Genomic DNA, 16364 nt, shown 5'->3' with positions numbered 1-16364 from the left:
TGAGGGAGTTTACATCCTTCGCTCTCCGACGAATGTTATAACTTTTCTCTTCCCAATTTGACGAAAAGGAAATCGACGGATGCCAAAATCATTCAAGTGCCAAGCCTACAATGTCCCTCACGCTGGAGAAGCCCTCCTCCTCCAAGTACCTTTTTATACCGTCAGATATCTCCCTGAAGACGGAGAAACCCTTCAGGGCAACGCCCGTACCTATCTGGAGGGCGCTCGCCCCGGCCAGAAGGAATTCAACGGCGTCCTGCCACGTCGTTATGCCGCCGATGCCTATAACGGGGATGTCCAGAGCCTTTGCGAGGTCGTAAACGGCCCTCAGGGCGACGGGCTTGATACCTGGCCCAGAGTAACCACCCACTCGGTTGCTCAATATGGGCTTCCTCGCATAGATATCTATGGCCGTGGCCTTCAACGTGTTTATCGCCGAAACCCCGTCCGCCTCCGCCTTCTCGGCGGCTAGACCCAGCTTAGTTATGTCGGCCACATTGGGTGTCAACTTAGCTATGACTGGTTTATCGGTTGCGTCCTTCACGGCCTTGACGACCTCGTAAACCATCTCATCCTTCTGCCCGATTTCCATGCCATATCCCTTAGCGTGAGGGCAGCTGAGGTTCAGCTCAAAGGCATCGGCAACCTCGCTCAGCTTTTCGGCTAAAAAGGCGAACTCCTCGGGAGTCCCGCCGAATATGGACACTATAACGGGGAAGTCAAACTTCTCCCCCCCGAACTCCTCAAGGAAGGCCTCCCAGCCAGGATTGGGCAGACCCATGGCGTTTATCAGGCCGTAGGGGAGCTCCACGATGGTGGGATTCTCATAACCCTTTCTCGGCTCTTTTCCGATGGACTTCGTTACGACGCCGCCCGCCCCCTCCCTATGGGCTCTCCTAAGGAGCTCGGGAGTCATGTCAACGACTCCAGAGGCTAGGATGAGTGGGTTCTCGAATCTCAAGCCGAATAGCTCAACTTCTAGCATCGCGCACACCCGAGGCATGAGGGAAGCTGGGATTAAAAACCTTATTAAAACCTTGTTCGGGAAAGGCATTTATATCTGAAGCGGAAAAAGCGTGGGGGGAATTGAACGTGAGCATCCTGCTCCGTGGGGGCCTAGTGATTTATGGGGAGGGGTTCGAGCCCGTGAGGGCAGACGTGCTGATAGAGGGAGACAGGATAGTAAGGGTTGCTAGGGGAATATCCGCAGAGGCCGACGAGGTCATAGATGCGAGCGGCCGGGTAATAATCCCCGGCCTCATCAACGCCCACACTCACTCCCCAATGACGCTCCTCAGGGGCCTTGCCGACGATCTACCGCTCATGGAGTGGCTCCAGAACTACATCTGGCCTGCCGAGAGGAAGCTTGGCAGGAGGGAGGTTTACTGGGGGGCTCTTCTCGGCCTTATAGAAATGGCGAAGTCTGGGACAACGACCTTCGTGGACATGTACTTCCACATGGACGCCGTCGCGGAGGCAGTCATGAAGGTTGGTCTCAGGGCCTTCCTCGGCTATGGAATGGTGGACCTTGGGAATGAGGAGAAGAGGAAGGCCGAGATAAGGGAGACGGAGAGGTTCATGAAGTTCATCGAGGAGCTCGGCGATAGGAGGATTAACTTCATCCTCGCCCCCCATGCCCCCTACACATGCTCTCCAGAATGCCTCAGGTGGGTGGCTGAGAGGGCTAGGGAGGGCATTCTCGTGACTATTCATCTTGCCGAGACGAGGGAGGAGGTTAAGGAGATTAAGGAGCGCTATGGGATGACGCCCGTCCAGCTCCTTGACTCTCTTGGCCTGCTAACCCCGGGGACGATAGCCGCCCATGGTGTTTGGCTCGATGAGAGGGACGCGAAGATACTGGCTACCAGAGAAGTCACGATTGTTCATTGCCCAGCAAGCAACATGAAGCTCGCCAGCGGAGTCATGCCGCTTAAAATGCTCCTGAAGGCTGGGGTCAACGTGGCCCTCGGAACGGATGGAGCTGCAAGCAACAACAACCTGGACATGCTTGAGGAAATGAAGCTGGTTGCCCTCCTCCACAAGGTTCACACCCTCGACCCGACGGTCGCCGATGCGAAGATGGTCCTCAGGATGGCCACCGTGCACGGGGCGAGAGCCCTCGGGCTTAAGGCTGGCATCATAAAGGAGGGATATCTGGCGGACTTGGCCGTTATCGACTTCAGGAGACCCCACCTAAGGCCCTTAAACGACCCCGTGAGCCACCTTGTTTATTCAGCCAGAGGTGGGGATGTGGAAGACCTCATAGTGGCGGGCAAGATTGTTATGCTCGACGGAGAGGTTCTTGGCGTTGACGAGGAAAAAGTTCTTGATAAAGTCGAAAATATTAGGGAGGTGGTGATTTAATGGTTGTGGGAATGGTCCTCGGGGTTGCCCTCCTTGTGACCTACGCGGTCATGTTCTACGAGCATCACCTAAGTAGCAGAACGTCCGTTCTTTATTACTCCCTCGCGTTCCTATCTCTTGGGATAGCCAATCTCCTCCCGAACACGACTTTTCTGAGTGGATTTGCTGTGTTCTCAGCCTTCTTCTGGCTTGGAACCGTGACGCTGTCCGAAGAGCTTATGGGGAGATTACCCTATTCGAAGGAGCTGAAGTACGTGGCTGCAACCCCTCTCGCCGCCCTCCTATTTTTTTCGCCCATAAACACGCTTCTCTCAGCAATTATCATTGCAATTCCCCTCCTCCTATCGTCCGCGATACTCTGGGACCTCAAATATAGAGAGCTTAGGCTTACATCATTGGTGCTCCTAATCTGGACAATCTTGGCCGTTGCTTTCCCCTTCAGCGAGGAGCTCTACATCCCTCAGGGAATACTGTCGATAGTTTTGGCGTACCTGATAATCTCGGCGACCGCCCACACCTCCTTCTTGGGAACGTTCTCCAAAAAGGTCCCCGAAGAAGTATCGAGGGAGCTCAAGCCCGGTGTTATTTTCATGGAGGCCGTGCCCAAGGAGATTTTGAAGAACGCACTCGTGTTCTCAAGACGACCGGGAGAGGATGAGACGTGGTTCTGGATGACGAAGGTTAGGACAGAGGGAAAGAAAACCATTGAGCCCACTAACCTCCCAAAGATGCTCGATATGGCCGTCAAGTTCATGAAGGGAGGTGGAGTTGTAGTAATAGACGGGATTGACTACCTGATCCTTGAGAACGGACTTGATACTGTTCTTAAGTTCCTTGCCCACCTGAGGGATCACGCCCTGGTAAGCGGTTCTACCGTCGTGCTTGTAGGCAACCTCTCATCGCTCGGAGAGAGGGAGAGGATCGTTTTAAAGAGGATCCTGGGTGAGGAACCATGATTGAGATCGTTAGGGGAGACATAACGAAGTTCCCGGCAGAGGCCATAGTTAACGCCGCCAACCGCTACCTTGAGCACGGGGGCGGCGTCGCCTATGCCATAGCCAAGGCGGCCGCCGGAGACGTTCGGGAATATATAAGAATTAGTAAGGCGGCCATAAGGGAGCAACTTGGCAAAGACTGGATAGACCACGGCGAGGTTGTTGTCACGCCGGCCATGAACCTTGAGAGGCACGGCGTCAAGTATGTTATCCACACGGTCGGTCCCTACTGCGGCGGTCGGTGGGATGCCGAGAAGAGAGAGAAGCTAAGGAAGGCCGTGCTTGGTGCCCTAAGGAAGGCTGAAGAGTTAGGGGTTAGAACGGTTGCATTCCCGGCCATAAGCGCCGGTATATTCGGATGTCCCCTCGAGGAGGTCGTTAGGACGTTCAAGAAAGTTATGGAAGAATTCATGAAGGAAGCGAAAAACGTGGAGAAGGTTTACCTTGTATTGTATTCAGAAGAAGACTACAGGAGAGCCCTCGAGGTTCTCTGAGAAAGGCTTTTAATGTATCACCCTAGATGATAACACCTGCAGGGTGGTGCTTATGGTCACGGTGGACAACAGTATTAAGAAGCTAATTGAGGAGAAGCTACCCGAGAACCTGAGGAGCCTTGCGGAACTAGCCTACAACTACTGGTGGAGCTGGGATCACAAGGCCATGAAGCTCTGGCAGAAGATGGATGAGGAGCACTGGAGGGAGTATAAAAATCCCGTCAAGCTCCTCCTTGAAATACCGGAATCCAAGCTAAAGGAACTCTCCCGCGACGACTCCTTCCTCGACCTCTACGAGCTCGTTATGGAGAGATTCCAAGGCTATATTAAGGAGAAGACGACCTGGTTCTCAACGAACTATCCCAAGTGGGATAAGCCGATAGTATACCTCTGTATGGAGTATGGCATAAGCAAGAGCCTGCCCATTTATTCGGGTGGCCTGGGAATACTGGCGGGGGACCACCTTAAGACCGCGAGCGACCTTGGCCTTCCCTTCACTGCCATAGGGCTCCTCTACAAGCACGGCTACTTCCGCCAGGAGATAGATAAGGACGGCCGACAGATAGAGGTCTTCCCGGAGTACAATCTAAGTGAGTTACCCCTCAGGCAGGTTCTCACCGAGAATGGCAGGCCACTTCTCATCGAAGTTCCCATAGAGAACAGAACCGTCTATGCAAGGGTCTTCCTCGTCGAGGTTGGCAGGGCGAAGCTCTATCTTCTCGACACCGACGTGCCGGAGAACAACGAGGAGGACAGGAGGATATGCGACTACCTCTACAACGCTGAACCCGACAAGAGGATAAAGCAGGAGATACTCCTTGGAATCGGCGGCATGCGCCTCCTAAGGGCCCTTAAGATAGAGCCGGGCGTCGTGCACCTGAACGAGGGTCATCCGGCCTTCGCAAACTTCGAGAGGATAAGGTGGTTCATGGAGAAGGGCCTGAGCTTCGAGGAGGCCCTTGAAGTTGTCAGGGGGACAAGCATATTCACAACCCACACGCCCGTCCCTGCTGGTCACGACGTCTTTCCCGTGGACTTCGTCAGGGAGAAGCTCGCCAAGTTCTTTGAGGGCCTGCCTGCTGAGAAGTTCCTCGACCTCGGGAGTGCCCGGGAGAATGATTCGGTATTCAACATGACCGTTCTGTCAATAAAAACCTCTAACTTCGTCAATGGAGTAAGCAAGCTCCACGCTCGCGTGTCGAGGAAGATGTGGGCGGAGCTCTGGGAGGGCGTTCCGGTAGATGAGATCCCAATAGAGGCCATAACCAACGGTGTCCACACGGCTACCTGGGTTAATGAGAACATCGCCAGGCTTTATGACACCTACATGGGCAAAGTGTGGAGGGAGCACGTAAACCTCGAAGGAACATGGTACGCGGTGGAGAGAATACCAGATGAAGAGCTCTGGGAGGCACACCTTAAGGCCAAGAAGGAACTCATCGACCTTATAAGAAGGAAGATCATGAGGAGAAACGAGCGCCTTGGGCTTGATGAACCCCTGCCCACCATAGATGAGAATGCCCTAATTATCGGGTTTGCTAGGCGCTTCGCGACCTACAAGAGGGCCATCCTCCTATTCACCGATCTTGAGAGGCTTAAGAAGATCCTGAACAACCCGGAGAGGCCTGTTTACATAATCTTCGGCGGTAAGGCCCACCCAAGAGACGAAGCCGGAAAGGAGTTCCTCCGTAGAGTCTACGAGGTCTCGAGGATGCCCGAGTTCAGGGGCAAGATAATCCTTATTGAGAACTACGACATGGGAAGCGCCCGTATTATGGTTGCAGGCGTTGACGTGTGGCTCAACACCCCTCGCAGGCCCCTTGAAGCCAGCGGAACGAGCGGGATGAAGGCGGGCCTTAATGGCGTGATAAACCTCAGCATCTTCGACGGTTGGTGGGTGGAAGGGTATAATGGAAGGAACGGATGGGTAATCGGAGACACTACGACGGAGCCAGAGACCGAGGAGGACGATTATCGGGACGCGATGAGCCTCTACGACCTCCTCGAAAACGTCATAATCCCCCTCTACTACGAGAACAGAGAGGCCTGGATAAGGATGATGAAGGAGAGCATCAAAAGCATAGCGCCGAGGTTCAGCACATATAGGATGGTGAAGGAGTATATGACGACGTTCTACTCAAAGGCTATGGAAATGGGCATATACCTCATGAGAGACAACTTCAGGTGGGCAAAGATACTCGCCCAGTGGAGAAAGAAGGTTGTGGAAACCTGGAAGGACGTGAAGATAGAGGACGTCAGGGTGGAAGAAAAGAAGGCCATCGAGGTCATTGTTAGGCTGGGTAGTCTAACCCCAGACGACGTTAAGGTCGAGCTCTACTACGGACTAACCGACGAGGAACAGAGGATAACCGTTCCTAACATCGTGGAACTCAGAAACGTCGAGGCTCTGGGAGACGCCCGCTATAAATACAGGTATAAGGGCAGGGCGCTGGCGAAGCTCGGTGAGCCCTGCTGGCACTACGCCATTAGAGTTTACCCACACCATTCCATGATACCCCAGCGCTTTATTCTCGGTGGCTTCGTGAAGTGGAGGCCTCTATAGCCTCTTCTCCAATATTTCTTCTGGGGCACCTGCAAAGGCCACGAGGTATTCCGCCTCAACTATGTGGAGACGGCCGGGTACTATAAGAACGTGTGGGGGCGAACCGAAGTCCTCACCGATTAAATCCTTCACATATCCGGCTCTGAGCGTTGGGTTTAGGGAGCCTGCCCTTGCCAGAATAACTACTAGGGTGTCCGGTGTGAATACGCCGCCTTTCTTCATTTCCTCCACCCTGAGGAGGATCTCCATGGCCTCGTTGGCCCTCATGTAGCGGTTCTGCTCAGCCTTTATGTCAAGGAACAGGAGCGTGTGGAGTCCCCTTTCTTTGTTCTCCTTTATCACGTCGTAGTGGCTCGTGGGGAACCAGTTCTTCTCAGGATACGCCACGGTGGCGCTCTTCCCGAACTTGTATATCTGAAGGCCGGTTATGGCAACGGCCGAATAGATGCTTGGGGCGTGGATTACGTAGCTCTCGACACCCATTTGCTTCGCCCTTATCCTCAGTTCCGCGTGGGTCGTAGCGACCATGGGGTCGCCTGCCGTCAGAAAAGCCACGTCTCCCTCTTTTGCCTTGGGTAAAACTATATCCTCAAAGTGAAGCTCCACTTCCTCCCTGCTCAGAACCCGTATGGGCTTCCCAATTAGCCTTTCGATTCTCTCTAGCGTCGTTCCGGCCATGAGGGAGGTGTAGAACTCGGCGAATATGTAGTCGCACTTCCTCGCGGTCTCGATGCCCTTCAGCGTTATATCGCTCTCATCGTAGAGGCCGAGCCCTATGAAGTAGAGGGCCATCTCGCACCACCCCACAACCCTAGCCACCGACGTTTAAGGATTTTGGGCAGCGTTAGATATTTCAATTATTATGAACATGTTTAGATGGTGATGGCAATGAACTTCGACCCCCTGAAGGAAGCCCTTGCCATAAAGGACCAGATAATAAGCTGGAGAAGGGACTTCCACATGCACCCCGAGCTCGGCTATGAGGAGGAAAGGACGTCAAAAATTGTGGAAGAGCATCTGAGAGAGTGGGGCTACAGGATTAAGAGGGTCGGCACTGGCATAATAGCCGAGATCGGCGAGGGAAAGGTGGTTGCCCTCAGGGCCGACATGGACGCCCTGCCCATTCAGGAAGAGAACGACGTTCCCTATAAATCCCGGGTTCCTGGGAAGATGCACGCCTGTGGTCATGATGCCCATACCGCCATGCTCCTTGGAGCTGCAAAAATAATCGCGGAGCATTCCGATGCCTTGCCAAACAGGGTTCGCCTGATATTCCAGCCGGCTGAGGAGGGAGGCAACGGGGCCCTGAAGATGATTGAGGCTGGAGCCCTGGAGAATGTCGAGGCTATATTCGGCATTCACGTCTGGGCGGAGCTAGAATCGGGCCTCATCGGCATTAGGGAAGGCCCCTTCCTCGCTGGTGTAGGCAAGTTCTGGGCTAAGGTTACGGGCAAGGGCGGACACGGTGCAGCCCCCCACCTGTCAAACGACCCGATTCCGACAGCAGCTGAAATGGTTTTGGCACTTCAGAGGATAGTGAGCAGGGAAGTGGACCCGCTTAAGAGTGCCGTAGTCACGGTGGGTAGGATAAGTGGCGGGACAGCCTTTAACATCATACCGGAGAGCGTCGAGCTCGAGGGCACCTACAGGTTCTTCGAGCCCAAGGTCGGCAGGCTGGTGGAGAAGAGGATAAGAGAAATCCTTGAGGGAATAGCTAGGGCTCATAACACGAAACTGGAGCTTTCCATTGAGGAGCTTGGCCCGCCCACCGTAAACGACCCTAGTATGGCCGCTTTCGTCAAGAAGGTCGCGGAGGGGCTTGGGCTGAAGACGAGCGAAGTTAGGCAAACGATGGGGGCTGAAGACTTTGCATTCTACCTCCAGAAAGTTCCCGGGACTTTCATAGCTCTGGGAATAAAGAACGAAGAGAAGGGAATAGTGTACCCACATCACCATCCGAAGTTCGACGTGGATGAGGATGCCTTGCCCTTTGGAACAGCGCTCGAAGTTGGGATAGCTTTCATGCTTTAAGTCACTCCCGCTCAATTTTTGACATCGGTAGTTGTAAAAGGTAATCATGGGCCGAAACTTTTATATCCCTGCCGCTATGTAGGGTAATGATGAAACTACTAGCTGGGGGTGTGCGATAGATGAGTAAAAGGGCACTAAGCGTTCTCGTGGCACTACTTATGTTGGTCTCAGCGGTGCCCCTCTTCACCCCGGCGGCCGCCAATGAGCAGTCATTCAACGTTCAAGAATCCCCAGCCGATAACATCCTTGACCTGCAGATACAGAGGCTCAAGCTGTCCCAAGAGGACACGCTAAGGCTCATAGTGGCTCCGAAGGACGGCTACGAGATGGAGGTATACGAGGCCCTCAAGAAGCTCGGTCACGTTGACCCGATAAGCAAGCCCGAATACAAGTTCATCGTCGTTGAGCTCCCAAAGGATAAGCTTGACGCCCTCAAGAGCATTCCAGGAATCTTCAGGGTGTGGAAAGACAGGATCGTTAAGCTTCCAGAACCAGAAAAGAGGGAGGAGTACCTTGAAAAGCTCGCCGTCAACTCCGAAGATATGGAGAAGCCAAGCATGTTCATGAGCGTTTACACGATTGATGCCGTTAAGGCGTGGCAGGACTACGGTGTCTACGGTGATGGCGTTATCGTCGCTGTTCTTGACACGGGCGTTGACGTTGCTCACCCCTTCCTCCAGATTGACCTCAACGGCGAGAGGAAGATAATTGATATATACGATGCCAGTGACGAGGGAATTGTCGAAATATACTACAACACGAGCACTGTCACGGATGGTTATATAACTGTTAACAAGATCGTTCAGATTGACTGGGGGTCCTACTATCTCTATTACGGTCACCAGACAAGGTACACTGAATATACTCTGACAAGCTACTACGTCGGCAACATCCCAGGAAACAGGTACTACATTGGTCTCCTGCCTGAGAGGTACTTCGACTTCAACAACTTCAACGCCGCTCCCAATGACCCCTATAACCTCGGGCTCTTTGGCGACCTCAGCGACGTGTATCCGGTTCTCATAGTTAACCAGAGCGGTAACTTCATAGCCTACATCGACACTGACCTCGACAACAACTTTACGGACGAAACCCCGATGAGGCTCTTCGACGACACTGGGGACTACATTCAGTTCCCAGAGACGATGGTCACCGTAGCCTTTGCCCGGTTCTATCCCGAGGATGGCTACGCCATCTTTATGTGGGATAGCCACGGTCACGGAACCCACGTCAGTGGTACCATAGCTGGAGTTGGCCTTTCGAACGACCCTGTATTCAACGGCGTCTATGGCGTTGCCCCCAACGCCAAGCTCATTGAGGTCAAAGTCCTTCCTGGTGAGGGAGGCTTTGGTCGGACGAGCTGGATAATAAATGGAATGATATACGCAGCCGTTTACGGCCCCGATGAAGTCCCAATGAGCGGCGATGAAGCTGATGTCATAAGCATGTCCCTTGGCGGCCTTAGGGAGTACAATGATGGACTTGAGACTCCTTACAGTTTCTATGTCAACTACCTGACTGACTACTATGGCGTTGTCTTCAGCATAGCCGCTGGAAACGAGGGTCCAACGACAAATACAGTCGGAGCTCCAGCAGATAGCGACTTGGCTATAACGGTTGGAAACTATTGGGAGAGCGAAAGGTGGGAGCTCTTATATGGATTCCCTGGAGTAGTTAATGGACCTGCAATGAGCTCATCCAGAGGTCCTAGGATGGACGGTCTCCTCGATCCAGACGTCATAGCCCCAGGAACTGCTATCTTCTCGAGTCTTCCGATGTGGTACACGGTTCTCTACGGGGACCCATACAGGTATTACGGATTCTGGAGCGGAACCTCGATGGCCACCCCGCACGTCAGCGGTGCCGTTGCCCTAATGATAAGCTACGCGAGGGAGAAGGGCATCAGGTACGATCCGATAATGATAAAGCGTGCCCTCGAGCTCACCGCGAAGCCCGTCAACGGAACACTCATAGACCAAGGCTTCGGTCTCATTCAGGTTGACAAGGCCATAGCCAAACTCGAAGAGCTCAGCCAGGAGCCGACCACGTACATCTATGCCGGAACTACCTTCACGAGCTTCAAGGACATTATGGGAGAGAAAGAGATACCGCTCTCCAAGTATCATGTCCAACTTGGCAGCTACTTCTACAACCTCGGCCTGCCGTACCTCTACCGTGGTGTCTACATAAGGAACGAGAGGCCGCGCGTCGTGCCTATATACTTCTACCCGATGGACTACATCCCCGGCCACGGACTTAACCTGACGAAATCTGTCAAGGGATACAGGATAAGCACAAGCGTTGACTGGATAATCCCGAACGTCACTTGGGTCGAAGCAGGCGGCTCGACGCCCGGAAGGTTCTCCATATTCATAGACTATTCCAAGCTCCAGAAGAGCGGAACGTACGTCGGCCTCATATACATCGATGACCCGAGCACCAGCTACATCGATGGTTACGTCGCCGTCACCGTGGACATACCCATGAACCTCAACGGCGAGAGCTCCGCGAAGCTCAGTGACACCGGAAGACCTGGTGAAGCAAAGCACTACTTCTTCGAGGTTCCAAGAGGAACCCAGGAGCTCCGCATTACACTTCGCCTCAAGACGGATGAGAACGGCAACCCAATGGGTAGAACAAAACTCGTCATTGCAAGTCCAACGGGCAGGGTTATCTACGATGGGCCTTATGTTGGAGCTATAGAGGAAACAACCGAATATACGTGGGTAGTCAGGAATCCTGCCGAAGGCGTCTGGGAGATAACGGCCTACACGAGCGTCATAACTAAGTATTACACTGGCCTTGACGAATCCTATTACGAGATTGAAGTGCAAGCATACTCAGTCGCACTTAAGCCAGAGCTTATAAAGACGGACATAAAGGAGCCTGGAACCGTTGAAGTGCCGGTGGAGGTAATGAACTTCAACGGTGCCCCAATTAGCGTGGATATCGCTGGATACGGTCTCAATGTAGCGGATCCTGAAATAATGCAGCTCCAAATAACACCAGACAGTCCAATACTACAGGGCCCATTCCAGGTGAATGAAAACGACTACTACATAGAGTTTGGCATAACATCGCCGGAAGACCCATACAACGCGGACCTTGACCTTATAGTCTACTACTTCCCAACTTTAGCTGACCTTAACAACTTCCTCAATGGCCAAGAGGCCGAGTACACGGTCTACTACGACCAAGTTGGTCCAACGAACGAAGAGGTATTCAGAATGTTCAAGCCTGCTCCCGGGTATTACCTCGTCGTCATAGACCCATGGTACTTGGCCTATCCCATGGAGTTCACGTTCTACTACCGTATCCTCAGCGATAATGGGGATGTTGTCGTCAATCCAACGAGTGTAAGTCTTGAGCAAGGAGAGTCCGTGACCGTCACGGCTGAAGTAACGGCACCAAGCGAAGGAACGTTCCTTGGCATAATTGGAGTAAGCGAGGCTGGAACGGGAACACCGCTAACTTACGCTCCAATGATCATCCAGGTCGGCAAGCCCGAGATGGTCGCAGTGCTCTACGGAACGCCCGTACTTGGCGAAAAGAGCAAGATGACCCTCGTGCTCCTCGACAGGGCCACCCTTGAGCCCGTGACTGGGCCCACCACCGTCGTGATAAACGGCGAGACCTATTACACCGAGAACGGCAGGGTTGATTTCTACTACACGCCGACCAACCTAGGTGCAGTCACCTTCGACGTTCAGGTGATCAGCGATGAGTACAAGGATGTCCATAGGGTAATCACCAGAACCGTCGCCGAACCCACCGCAGTCAGGGCGGCTGAGGGACACATAGTCCTTGGAGCCGGTCAGATAACCAGCGTTGACTCGGCCCCGGGAAGAATCACCATGACGCTTAATGGAGAGACCGGCGAGTGGAGCACCGTCATCATCACGCTTCCGAGGGGCTCCAGGGTTACGGGCGTCAGTGGCACTAACATCGTTGACTACCAAGTTATCTACGGTAGCAACAACGTCTACGTAATCGCCACTGTGAAATTCGCCTCCACGGCCACTGTAACGGTTACCTACAAGACGCCCGAAATGGTTCTGCAGGGCATGATTCAGATATGGTACATGAAGTACCTCGCATACAGCAGGAGGTTCAACGACCTTTACGAAGAAGCCAAGGCGCTCGGCGTCAGTGAGGACATCCTCGAGCAGGCCGTCAAGTACAAGGCTGAGGCCGAGCAGTACTTCGAGGAGTTCATGAAGTACGGTTCACCATACAGGGCCGGCATAGTGGGCATCAAGTACATCAGGAAGGCCTACCTGAGCATGAGGGAGGCCATAAAGATACTGGAGCAGGCCATAGAAGAGGCCAAGAGCTGATTTCTCTCCCCTTTCTTCTTCAAAAATTTTGAAGCCAAAAATTTCGAAAAAAGTTTAGAGGTTTGCCAGAATCTCGTCTTCTTCCATTGTCCTCTCGCAGTAGTAGCACCTAACCTTAAGGGGCTCCTTGTTGATGACGTAAAATTTCGTGGTGACGTATTCATGGTTCGTTATGCAGTTAGGGTTTGCACACCGGAGTATTCCCTCTATGACGTCCGGAACCTCAACCTTGAACTTCTCCACGACCTTGTAGTCCCTTATGATGTTCACGGTAGCGCTTGGAGCGATGAGGGCTATCTTGTTAACCTCCTCCTCGCTTAAAAAGCGGCCTTCAACCTTGACTATATCCTTGCGCCCAAGCTTCTTGCTGGGGACGTTCATGGCGAGGAGGACAGCCCCGCCGTTGAGCCTCCCAAGTCCCAGTATCTCTATAACCTTCAGCCCTTTGCCCGCGGAGATGTGGTCTATCACGGTACCTTCCCTAATGGCCGAAACCTTGAGCTCGGCCATTCAAATCACCCCCAGAACGAGCCCGAGGAGGGCCATCCTAACAGGGACACCGTTGAAGACCTGCTTGAAGTATATCGCGTGTGGTGTCCCATCTACCTCTGGGTGAATCTCATCAACCCTCGGGAGCGGGTGCATGACCTTCAGGTTCTCTTTGGCCTTCGCGAGGATCGCAAGGTTGACCTGGTAACTCCCCTTAACCTTGAGGTACTCCTGCTCGTCTGGGAAGCGCTCCTTCTGAATCCTCGTCACGTAGAGGACGTCCAGCTCGCCTATGACAGCCTCAAGGTCGCTCGTCTCCTTAACCTTAACGCCCCTCTCGCGGAGCTCCTCAACTATATGCCTCGGCATCCTGAGGAGCTCGGGCGATATCAGGTACAACTCAACGTCGTAGAAGCTCAATGCTTCGGCGAGGCTGTGGGTGGTCCTGCCATACTTCAGATCTCCGAGGAGCCCGATCTTGAGACCGTCTATCCGGCCGAACTCCTTCTTAATCGTGTAGAGGTCGAGGAGCGTCTGGGTCGGATGCTGGTTGCTACCGTCGCCAGCATTTATAACGGGGATTTCGGCAACCTCTGCTGCTAAGCGGGCGGCACCCTCCTTGGGGTGCCTTATCACTATGACGTCACTGTACTGTTCCACGGTCTTTATCGTGTCCCTCAAGCTTTCTCCCTTCTTGACACTGGTCGTAGAAGCCTCTGCGAAGCCTATAACTGCCCCACCTAGCCTATGCATGGCACTCTCGAAGCTCAGCCTTGTCCTCGTCGAAGGTTCAAAGAACAGCGTCGCCAGGATCTTGCCCTTCGCGTATTCGAGGTGGCCCTTCTCCCTGAGCTCTCTCTCAAGCCTCTCTGCAGTCTCAAGAACGAATTCTATGTCCTCCTTCGAGAAGTCCCTAATGCTTATAATGTCCCTACCCTTCCACTCCATAAGAGCCCTCCCACACTGGGATCTCAGGCGTATTTAAGCCTTTCCCTTTGAGATAGTTACTTAAGGAATGGGTGAAAAATAACCTCTTGGTGAGAACCCATGCGTCGACCCTACATCCTGATATTTTTCCTGCTCCTCAGCATCCTCCGGCCAGTATCAGCTTGCATTTCCCCAGCGGACCCTTATGCCGTCGAAGTTGAGCTAAACAAACCCGGAATAACCTTTGATCTCACGCCCTTACTTCGGGCCGAGAACATCTTACTCGATAACGGGCGAATAGTCTACCGGTCCCATTACGATCCCCGCCTCATAGTGATCTTGTGGAATGATACATATCTCCACCTTCGCATCCAGATACCCCTAGAGTTGAGAAACACCACGGATTTGAAGGCCGAAGTGGAGATTATAGCCCCTCTCGATGATTCCGTAAGGGAGAAGGCCAAGTCCCTAGGGTGGGCGGTTGATGGATGGAGATTCACGAAGGGAAGGTACCTCGTGGAGCTGAGTCCTATCCAAGGGGGGGAGTGCAGGAGCGACGCGGACTGCGCAACGGGCGGTTGTTCTGGAGAGATATGTACCACTCGGAAGGGGGCAAAAGAGATTGTATCCATATGTGTTTATAGGGAATGGTACGACTGCCTCAAGCTGACGACTTGTGGTTGCTACAATGGCTATTGCATGTGGAAGCCCACTCCGGAGTTCCTTTCATGCTTACAAGAAAAGGGCCTAGACCCAAAGAAGATAGTTAAGGCAAGGTACAATGCCATCGTGCTCATCATGGACAGGGAAGAACCCACGGATGAAGATTACAGAGAGATAGAGACGCTTTTGTCCGTCATCGGGTGCCACGCAGAACTTAGGTTCGAGCCCGTGAAGAGAGAGGGTCTCCGGCCTATCGCTGACCCCTACTCCCTTAATGCTTCGGAGGCCCTTAGAATAGAGCTCGAATGGCTTAGGGATATTGGAGTCCTAAACGTTTCGGAAGATGACATCGCGAAAATCTCAAAGGTTGCTGAGTTCGGACGTGCGGGATACAACTCCAGGATTGGGTGGTTTGACGGCGAATGGAAGCCGTACTTCGAGAGCGAGAACGCTGTCCTAGTTAAGTGTATTAGTTCTGAAGCTTGGACCTACGATGCTCCTGAGAATCCTCCTGTCCTCCCAAGTTCTGCGACTCCGACCGAGACAATCGTTTGTGGGCCTGGAATCATGCTCCTGCTTGTAATCTTGGCGGCGGGGGTGGGGAAGAAGTGAAAACGCCTTCCGTCTTCTGGGCAGAGGTCATCATGCCATTTTTAAGGGCAAAGATAGCGGAAATACTTTATTCAAAGGGGATGCCACAATCGAAGATAGGGGAACATCTCGGGATAACCCAGGCGATGGTCAGCAAATACCTCTCAGGAAGCTACAAAAAGCTGGAGGGGAGCCTAGGGGAGAAGGTTGAGAGGATCGCAAATTCTGTCGCCGAAATGATTTTTGAGGGGGCCAAAAAGGAAGATCTTGTGAAGTTCGTCGAAGCGAAGTTCTTCGAGATGCTTGCAGATCCTGACTTCTGTATGGCCTACGAGAGGTATTCCGGGATATCGGGGATAGTCTGCCAGGAGATAATACCAAAGGGTAGGGAAAGGAGAGAGATCCTTGAACTTCTTTCAATTGCCCTCCGCTCCCTTCTTGAGGATGAAAAGTTCCCAAGCTTAATCCCTGAGATAAGGAGCAACTTCGCCTACGCCCTGCCGAACCCCCGAGGACCCGAGGATGTGGCCGCAATTCCTGGAAGGATAACGGTCGTGAGGGGAAGGGCCTTCGCGATGCCTCCCGAGTTCGGGGTCAGCAGGCATACCGCTAGGCTCCTCGTAAAGGTCTCGAACGTGAGGCCTGAGGTCCGCTCGGTGCTGAACATAAGGGCAGGGGGTGATGTTGAAGAGGCCCTAAAGAGGGCCGACCTAAGGGTGGCATTCCTCAAGAAGGAGAGGAGGAGTGAGGAGGAAACTGAGGACGCTATAGCGGCCCTCTTCCGAGAGAGGGAATTGGACGCCGTCGTTGACAGGGGAGGGTTTGGGATAGAGCCCTGCGTTTACATATTTGGCTCGGACCCGTTTGATGTCTTGAAGAAGCTCAGGAGGATTGAGGAGAACCTTTAGGG

The 16364-nt window shown here is 53.2% G+C and carries 12 protein-coding genes; 8 read left to right on the top strand and 4 right to left on the bottom strand.

The features are described from left to right. Positions 1-88 precede the first annotated feature (88 nt). Positions 89-985: a dihydroorotate dehydrogenase gene (locus tag PYCH_RS03725; protein ID WP_013905503.1), complete on the bottom strand. Its 897-nt coding sequence runs from the start codon at positions 983-985 to the stop codon at positions 89-91. A 113-nt stretch (positions 986-1098) separates the two neighbouring features. On the opposite strand from PYCH_RS03725, the gene PYCH_RS03720 reads away from it, so the two are divergent. From PYCH_RS03720 to malP, 4 genes are read left to right on the top strand one after another with little or no spacing between them, the layout of a single operon-like run. Continuing rightward, complete coding sequence (locus tag PYCH_RS03720) at positions 1099-2364, top strand: amidohydrolase family protein (RefSeq protein ID WP_048058359.1); 1266 nt, start codon at positions 1099-1101, stop codon at positions 2362-2364. Beyond that, positions 2364-3320 carry a DUF835 domain-containing protein gene (locus PYCH_RS03715; RefSeq protein ID WP_013905501.1) on the top strand — a complete coding sequence of 319 codons (957 nt, stop codon included), beginning with the start codon at positions 2364-2366 and terminating at the stop codon, positions 3318-3320. The genes PYCH_RS03720 and PYCH_RS03715 overlap by 1 nt, the downstream gene beginning before the upstream one ends. Further along, positions 3317-3853, top strand: a complete 537-nt coding sequence (locus PYCH_RS03710; RefSeq protein ID WP_013905500.1) for a [protein ADP-ribosylglutamate] hydrolase — start codon at positions 3317-3319, stop codon at positions 3851-3853. Before PYCH_RS03715 ends, PYCH_RS03710 begins: the two co-directional genes overlap by 4 nt. A 52-nt stretch (positions 3854-3905) precedes the next feature. Next, a complete protein-coding gene (gene malP, locus PYCH_RS03705; RefSeq protein ID WP_013905499.1) occupies positions 3906-6416 on the top strand; it encodes a maltodextrin phosphorylase in 2511 nt (836 codons plus the stop codon). Here malP and dph5 read toward each other — a convergent pair. After that, on the bottom strand, positions 6411-7208 hold the full coding sequence (dph5, locus tag PYCH_RS03700) for a diphthine synthase (RefSeq protein WP_013905498.1): 798 nt from the start codon (positions 7206-7208) through the stop codon (positions 6411-6413). The two genes, malP and dph5, sit on opposite strands and share 6 nt — an antisense overlap. A gap of 96 nt (positions 7209-7304) precedes the next feature. Here dph5 and PYCH_RS03695 point away from each other — a divergent pair, with 96 nt between their 5' ends. Together PYCH_RS03695 and PYCH_RS03690 are read left to right on the top strand one after the other, a co-directional pair. After that, on the top strand, positions 7305-8447 hold the full coding sequence (locus PYCH_RS03695) for a M20 metallopeptidase family protein (protein ID WP_013905497.1): 1143 nt from the start codon (positions 7305-7307) through the stop codon (positions 8445-8447). Positions 8448-8566: 119 nt separating this feature from the next. Then, positions 8567-12784, top strand: coding sequence for a S8 family serine peptidase (locus PYCH_RS03690; RefSeq protein WP_013905496.1), 4218 nt, complete (start codon positions 8567-8569; stop codon positions 12782-12784). A gap of 54 nt (positions 12785-12838) precedes the next feature. Here PYCH_RS03690 and pyrI read toward each other — a convergent pair whose 3' ends face one another. Together pyrI and pyrB are read right to left on the bottom strand one after the other, a co-directional pair. Beyond that, a complete protein-coding gene (gene pyrI / locus PYCH_RS03685; protein WP_013905495.1) occupies positions 12839-13294 on the bottom strand; it encodes an aspartate carbamoyltransferase regulatory subunit in 456 nt (151 codons plus the stop codon). Next, a complete protein-coding gene (gene pyrB / locus PYCH_RS03680; RefSeq protein WP_013905494.1) occupies positions 13295-14221 on the bottom strand; it encodes an aspartate carbamoyltransferase in 927 nt (308 codons plus the stop codon). 99 nt (positions 14222-14320) lie between these two features. Here pyrB and PYCH_RS03675 point away from each other — a divergent pair, with 99 nt between their 5' ends. Together PYCH_RS03675 and PYCH_RS03670 are read left to right on the top strand one after the other, a co-directional pair. Continuing rightward, entirely contained in the window at positions 14321-15475 is a 1155-nt protein-coding gene (locus PYCH_RS03675; protein WP_013905493.1) for a CGP-CTERM-anchored Cys-rich protein, read from the top strand. Continuing rightward, the gene (locus PYCH_RS03670; protein WP_013905492.1) at positions 15472-16362 is read left to right on the top strand and encodes a thiamine-phosphate synthase family protein; all 891 of its coding nucleotides are present in this window, start codon (positions 15472-15474) and stop codon (positions 16360-16362) included. The genes PYCH_RS03675 and PYCH_RS03670 overlap by 4 nt, the downstream gene beginning before the upstream one ends. The last annotated feature ends 2 nt before the right edge of the window (positions 16363-16364 follow it).

It is taken from the genome of Pyrococcus yayanosii CH1 (assembly GCF_000215995.1).
In the GTDB taxonomy this organism is placed as follows: domain Archaea; phylum Methanobacteriota_B; class Thermococci; order Thermococcales; family Thermococcaceae; genus Pyrococcus; species Pyrococcus yayanosii.
Note: the sequence above shows the minus strand (reverse complement) of the source record. Positions and strands in the feature narration are given on the sequence as shown.

Coding starts and splice junctions, on each gene's coding strand:
- PYCH_RS03725 (WP_013905503.1), bottom strand. CDS start 985: ATGCTAGAAGTTGAGCTATTCGGCTTGAGATTCGAGAACCCACTCATC.
- PYCH_RS03715 (WP_013905501.1), top strand. CDS start 2,364: ATGGTTGTGGGAATGGTCCTCGGGGTTGCCCTCCTTGTGACCTACGCG.
- PYCH_RS03710 (WP_013905500.1), top strand. CDS start 3,317: ATGATTGAGATCGTTAGGGGAGACATAACGAAGTTCCCGGCAGAGGCC.
- malP (WP_013905499.1), top strand. CDS start 3,906: ATGGTCACGGTGGACAACAGTATTAAGAAGCTAATTGAGGAGAAGCTA.
- dph5 (WP_013905498.1), bottom strand. CDS start 7,208: ATGGCCCTCTACTTCATAGGGCTCGGCCTCTACGATGAGAGCGATATA.
- PYCH_RS03695 (WP_013905497.1), top strand. CDS start 7,305: ATGAACTTCGACCCCCTGAAGGAAGCCCTTGCCATAAAGGACCAGATA.
- PYCH_RS03690 (WP_013905496.1), top strand. CDS start 8,567: ATGAGTAAAAGGGCACTAAGCGTTCTCGTGGCACTACTTATGTTGGTC.
- pyrI (WP_013905495.1), bottom strand. CDS start 13,294: ATGGCCGAGCTCAAGGTTTCGGCCATTAGGGAAGGTACCGTGATAGAC.
- pyrB (WP_013905494.1), bottom strand. CDS start 14,221: ATGGAGTGGAAGGGTAGGGACATTATAAGCATTAGGGACTTCTCGAAG.
- PYCH_RS03675 (WP_013905493.1), top strand. CDS start 14,321: ATGCGTCGACCCTACATCCTGATATTTTTCCTGCTCCTCAGCATCCTC.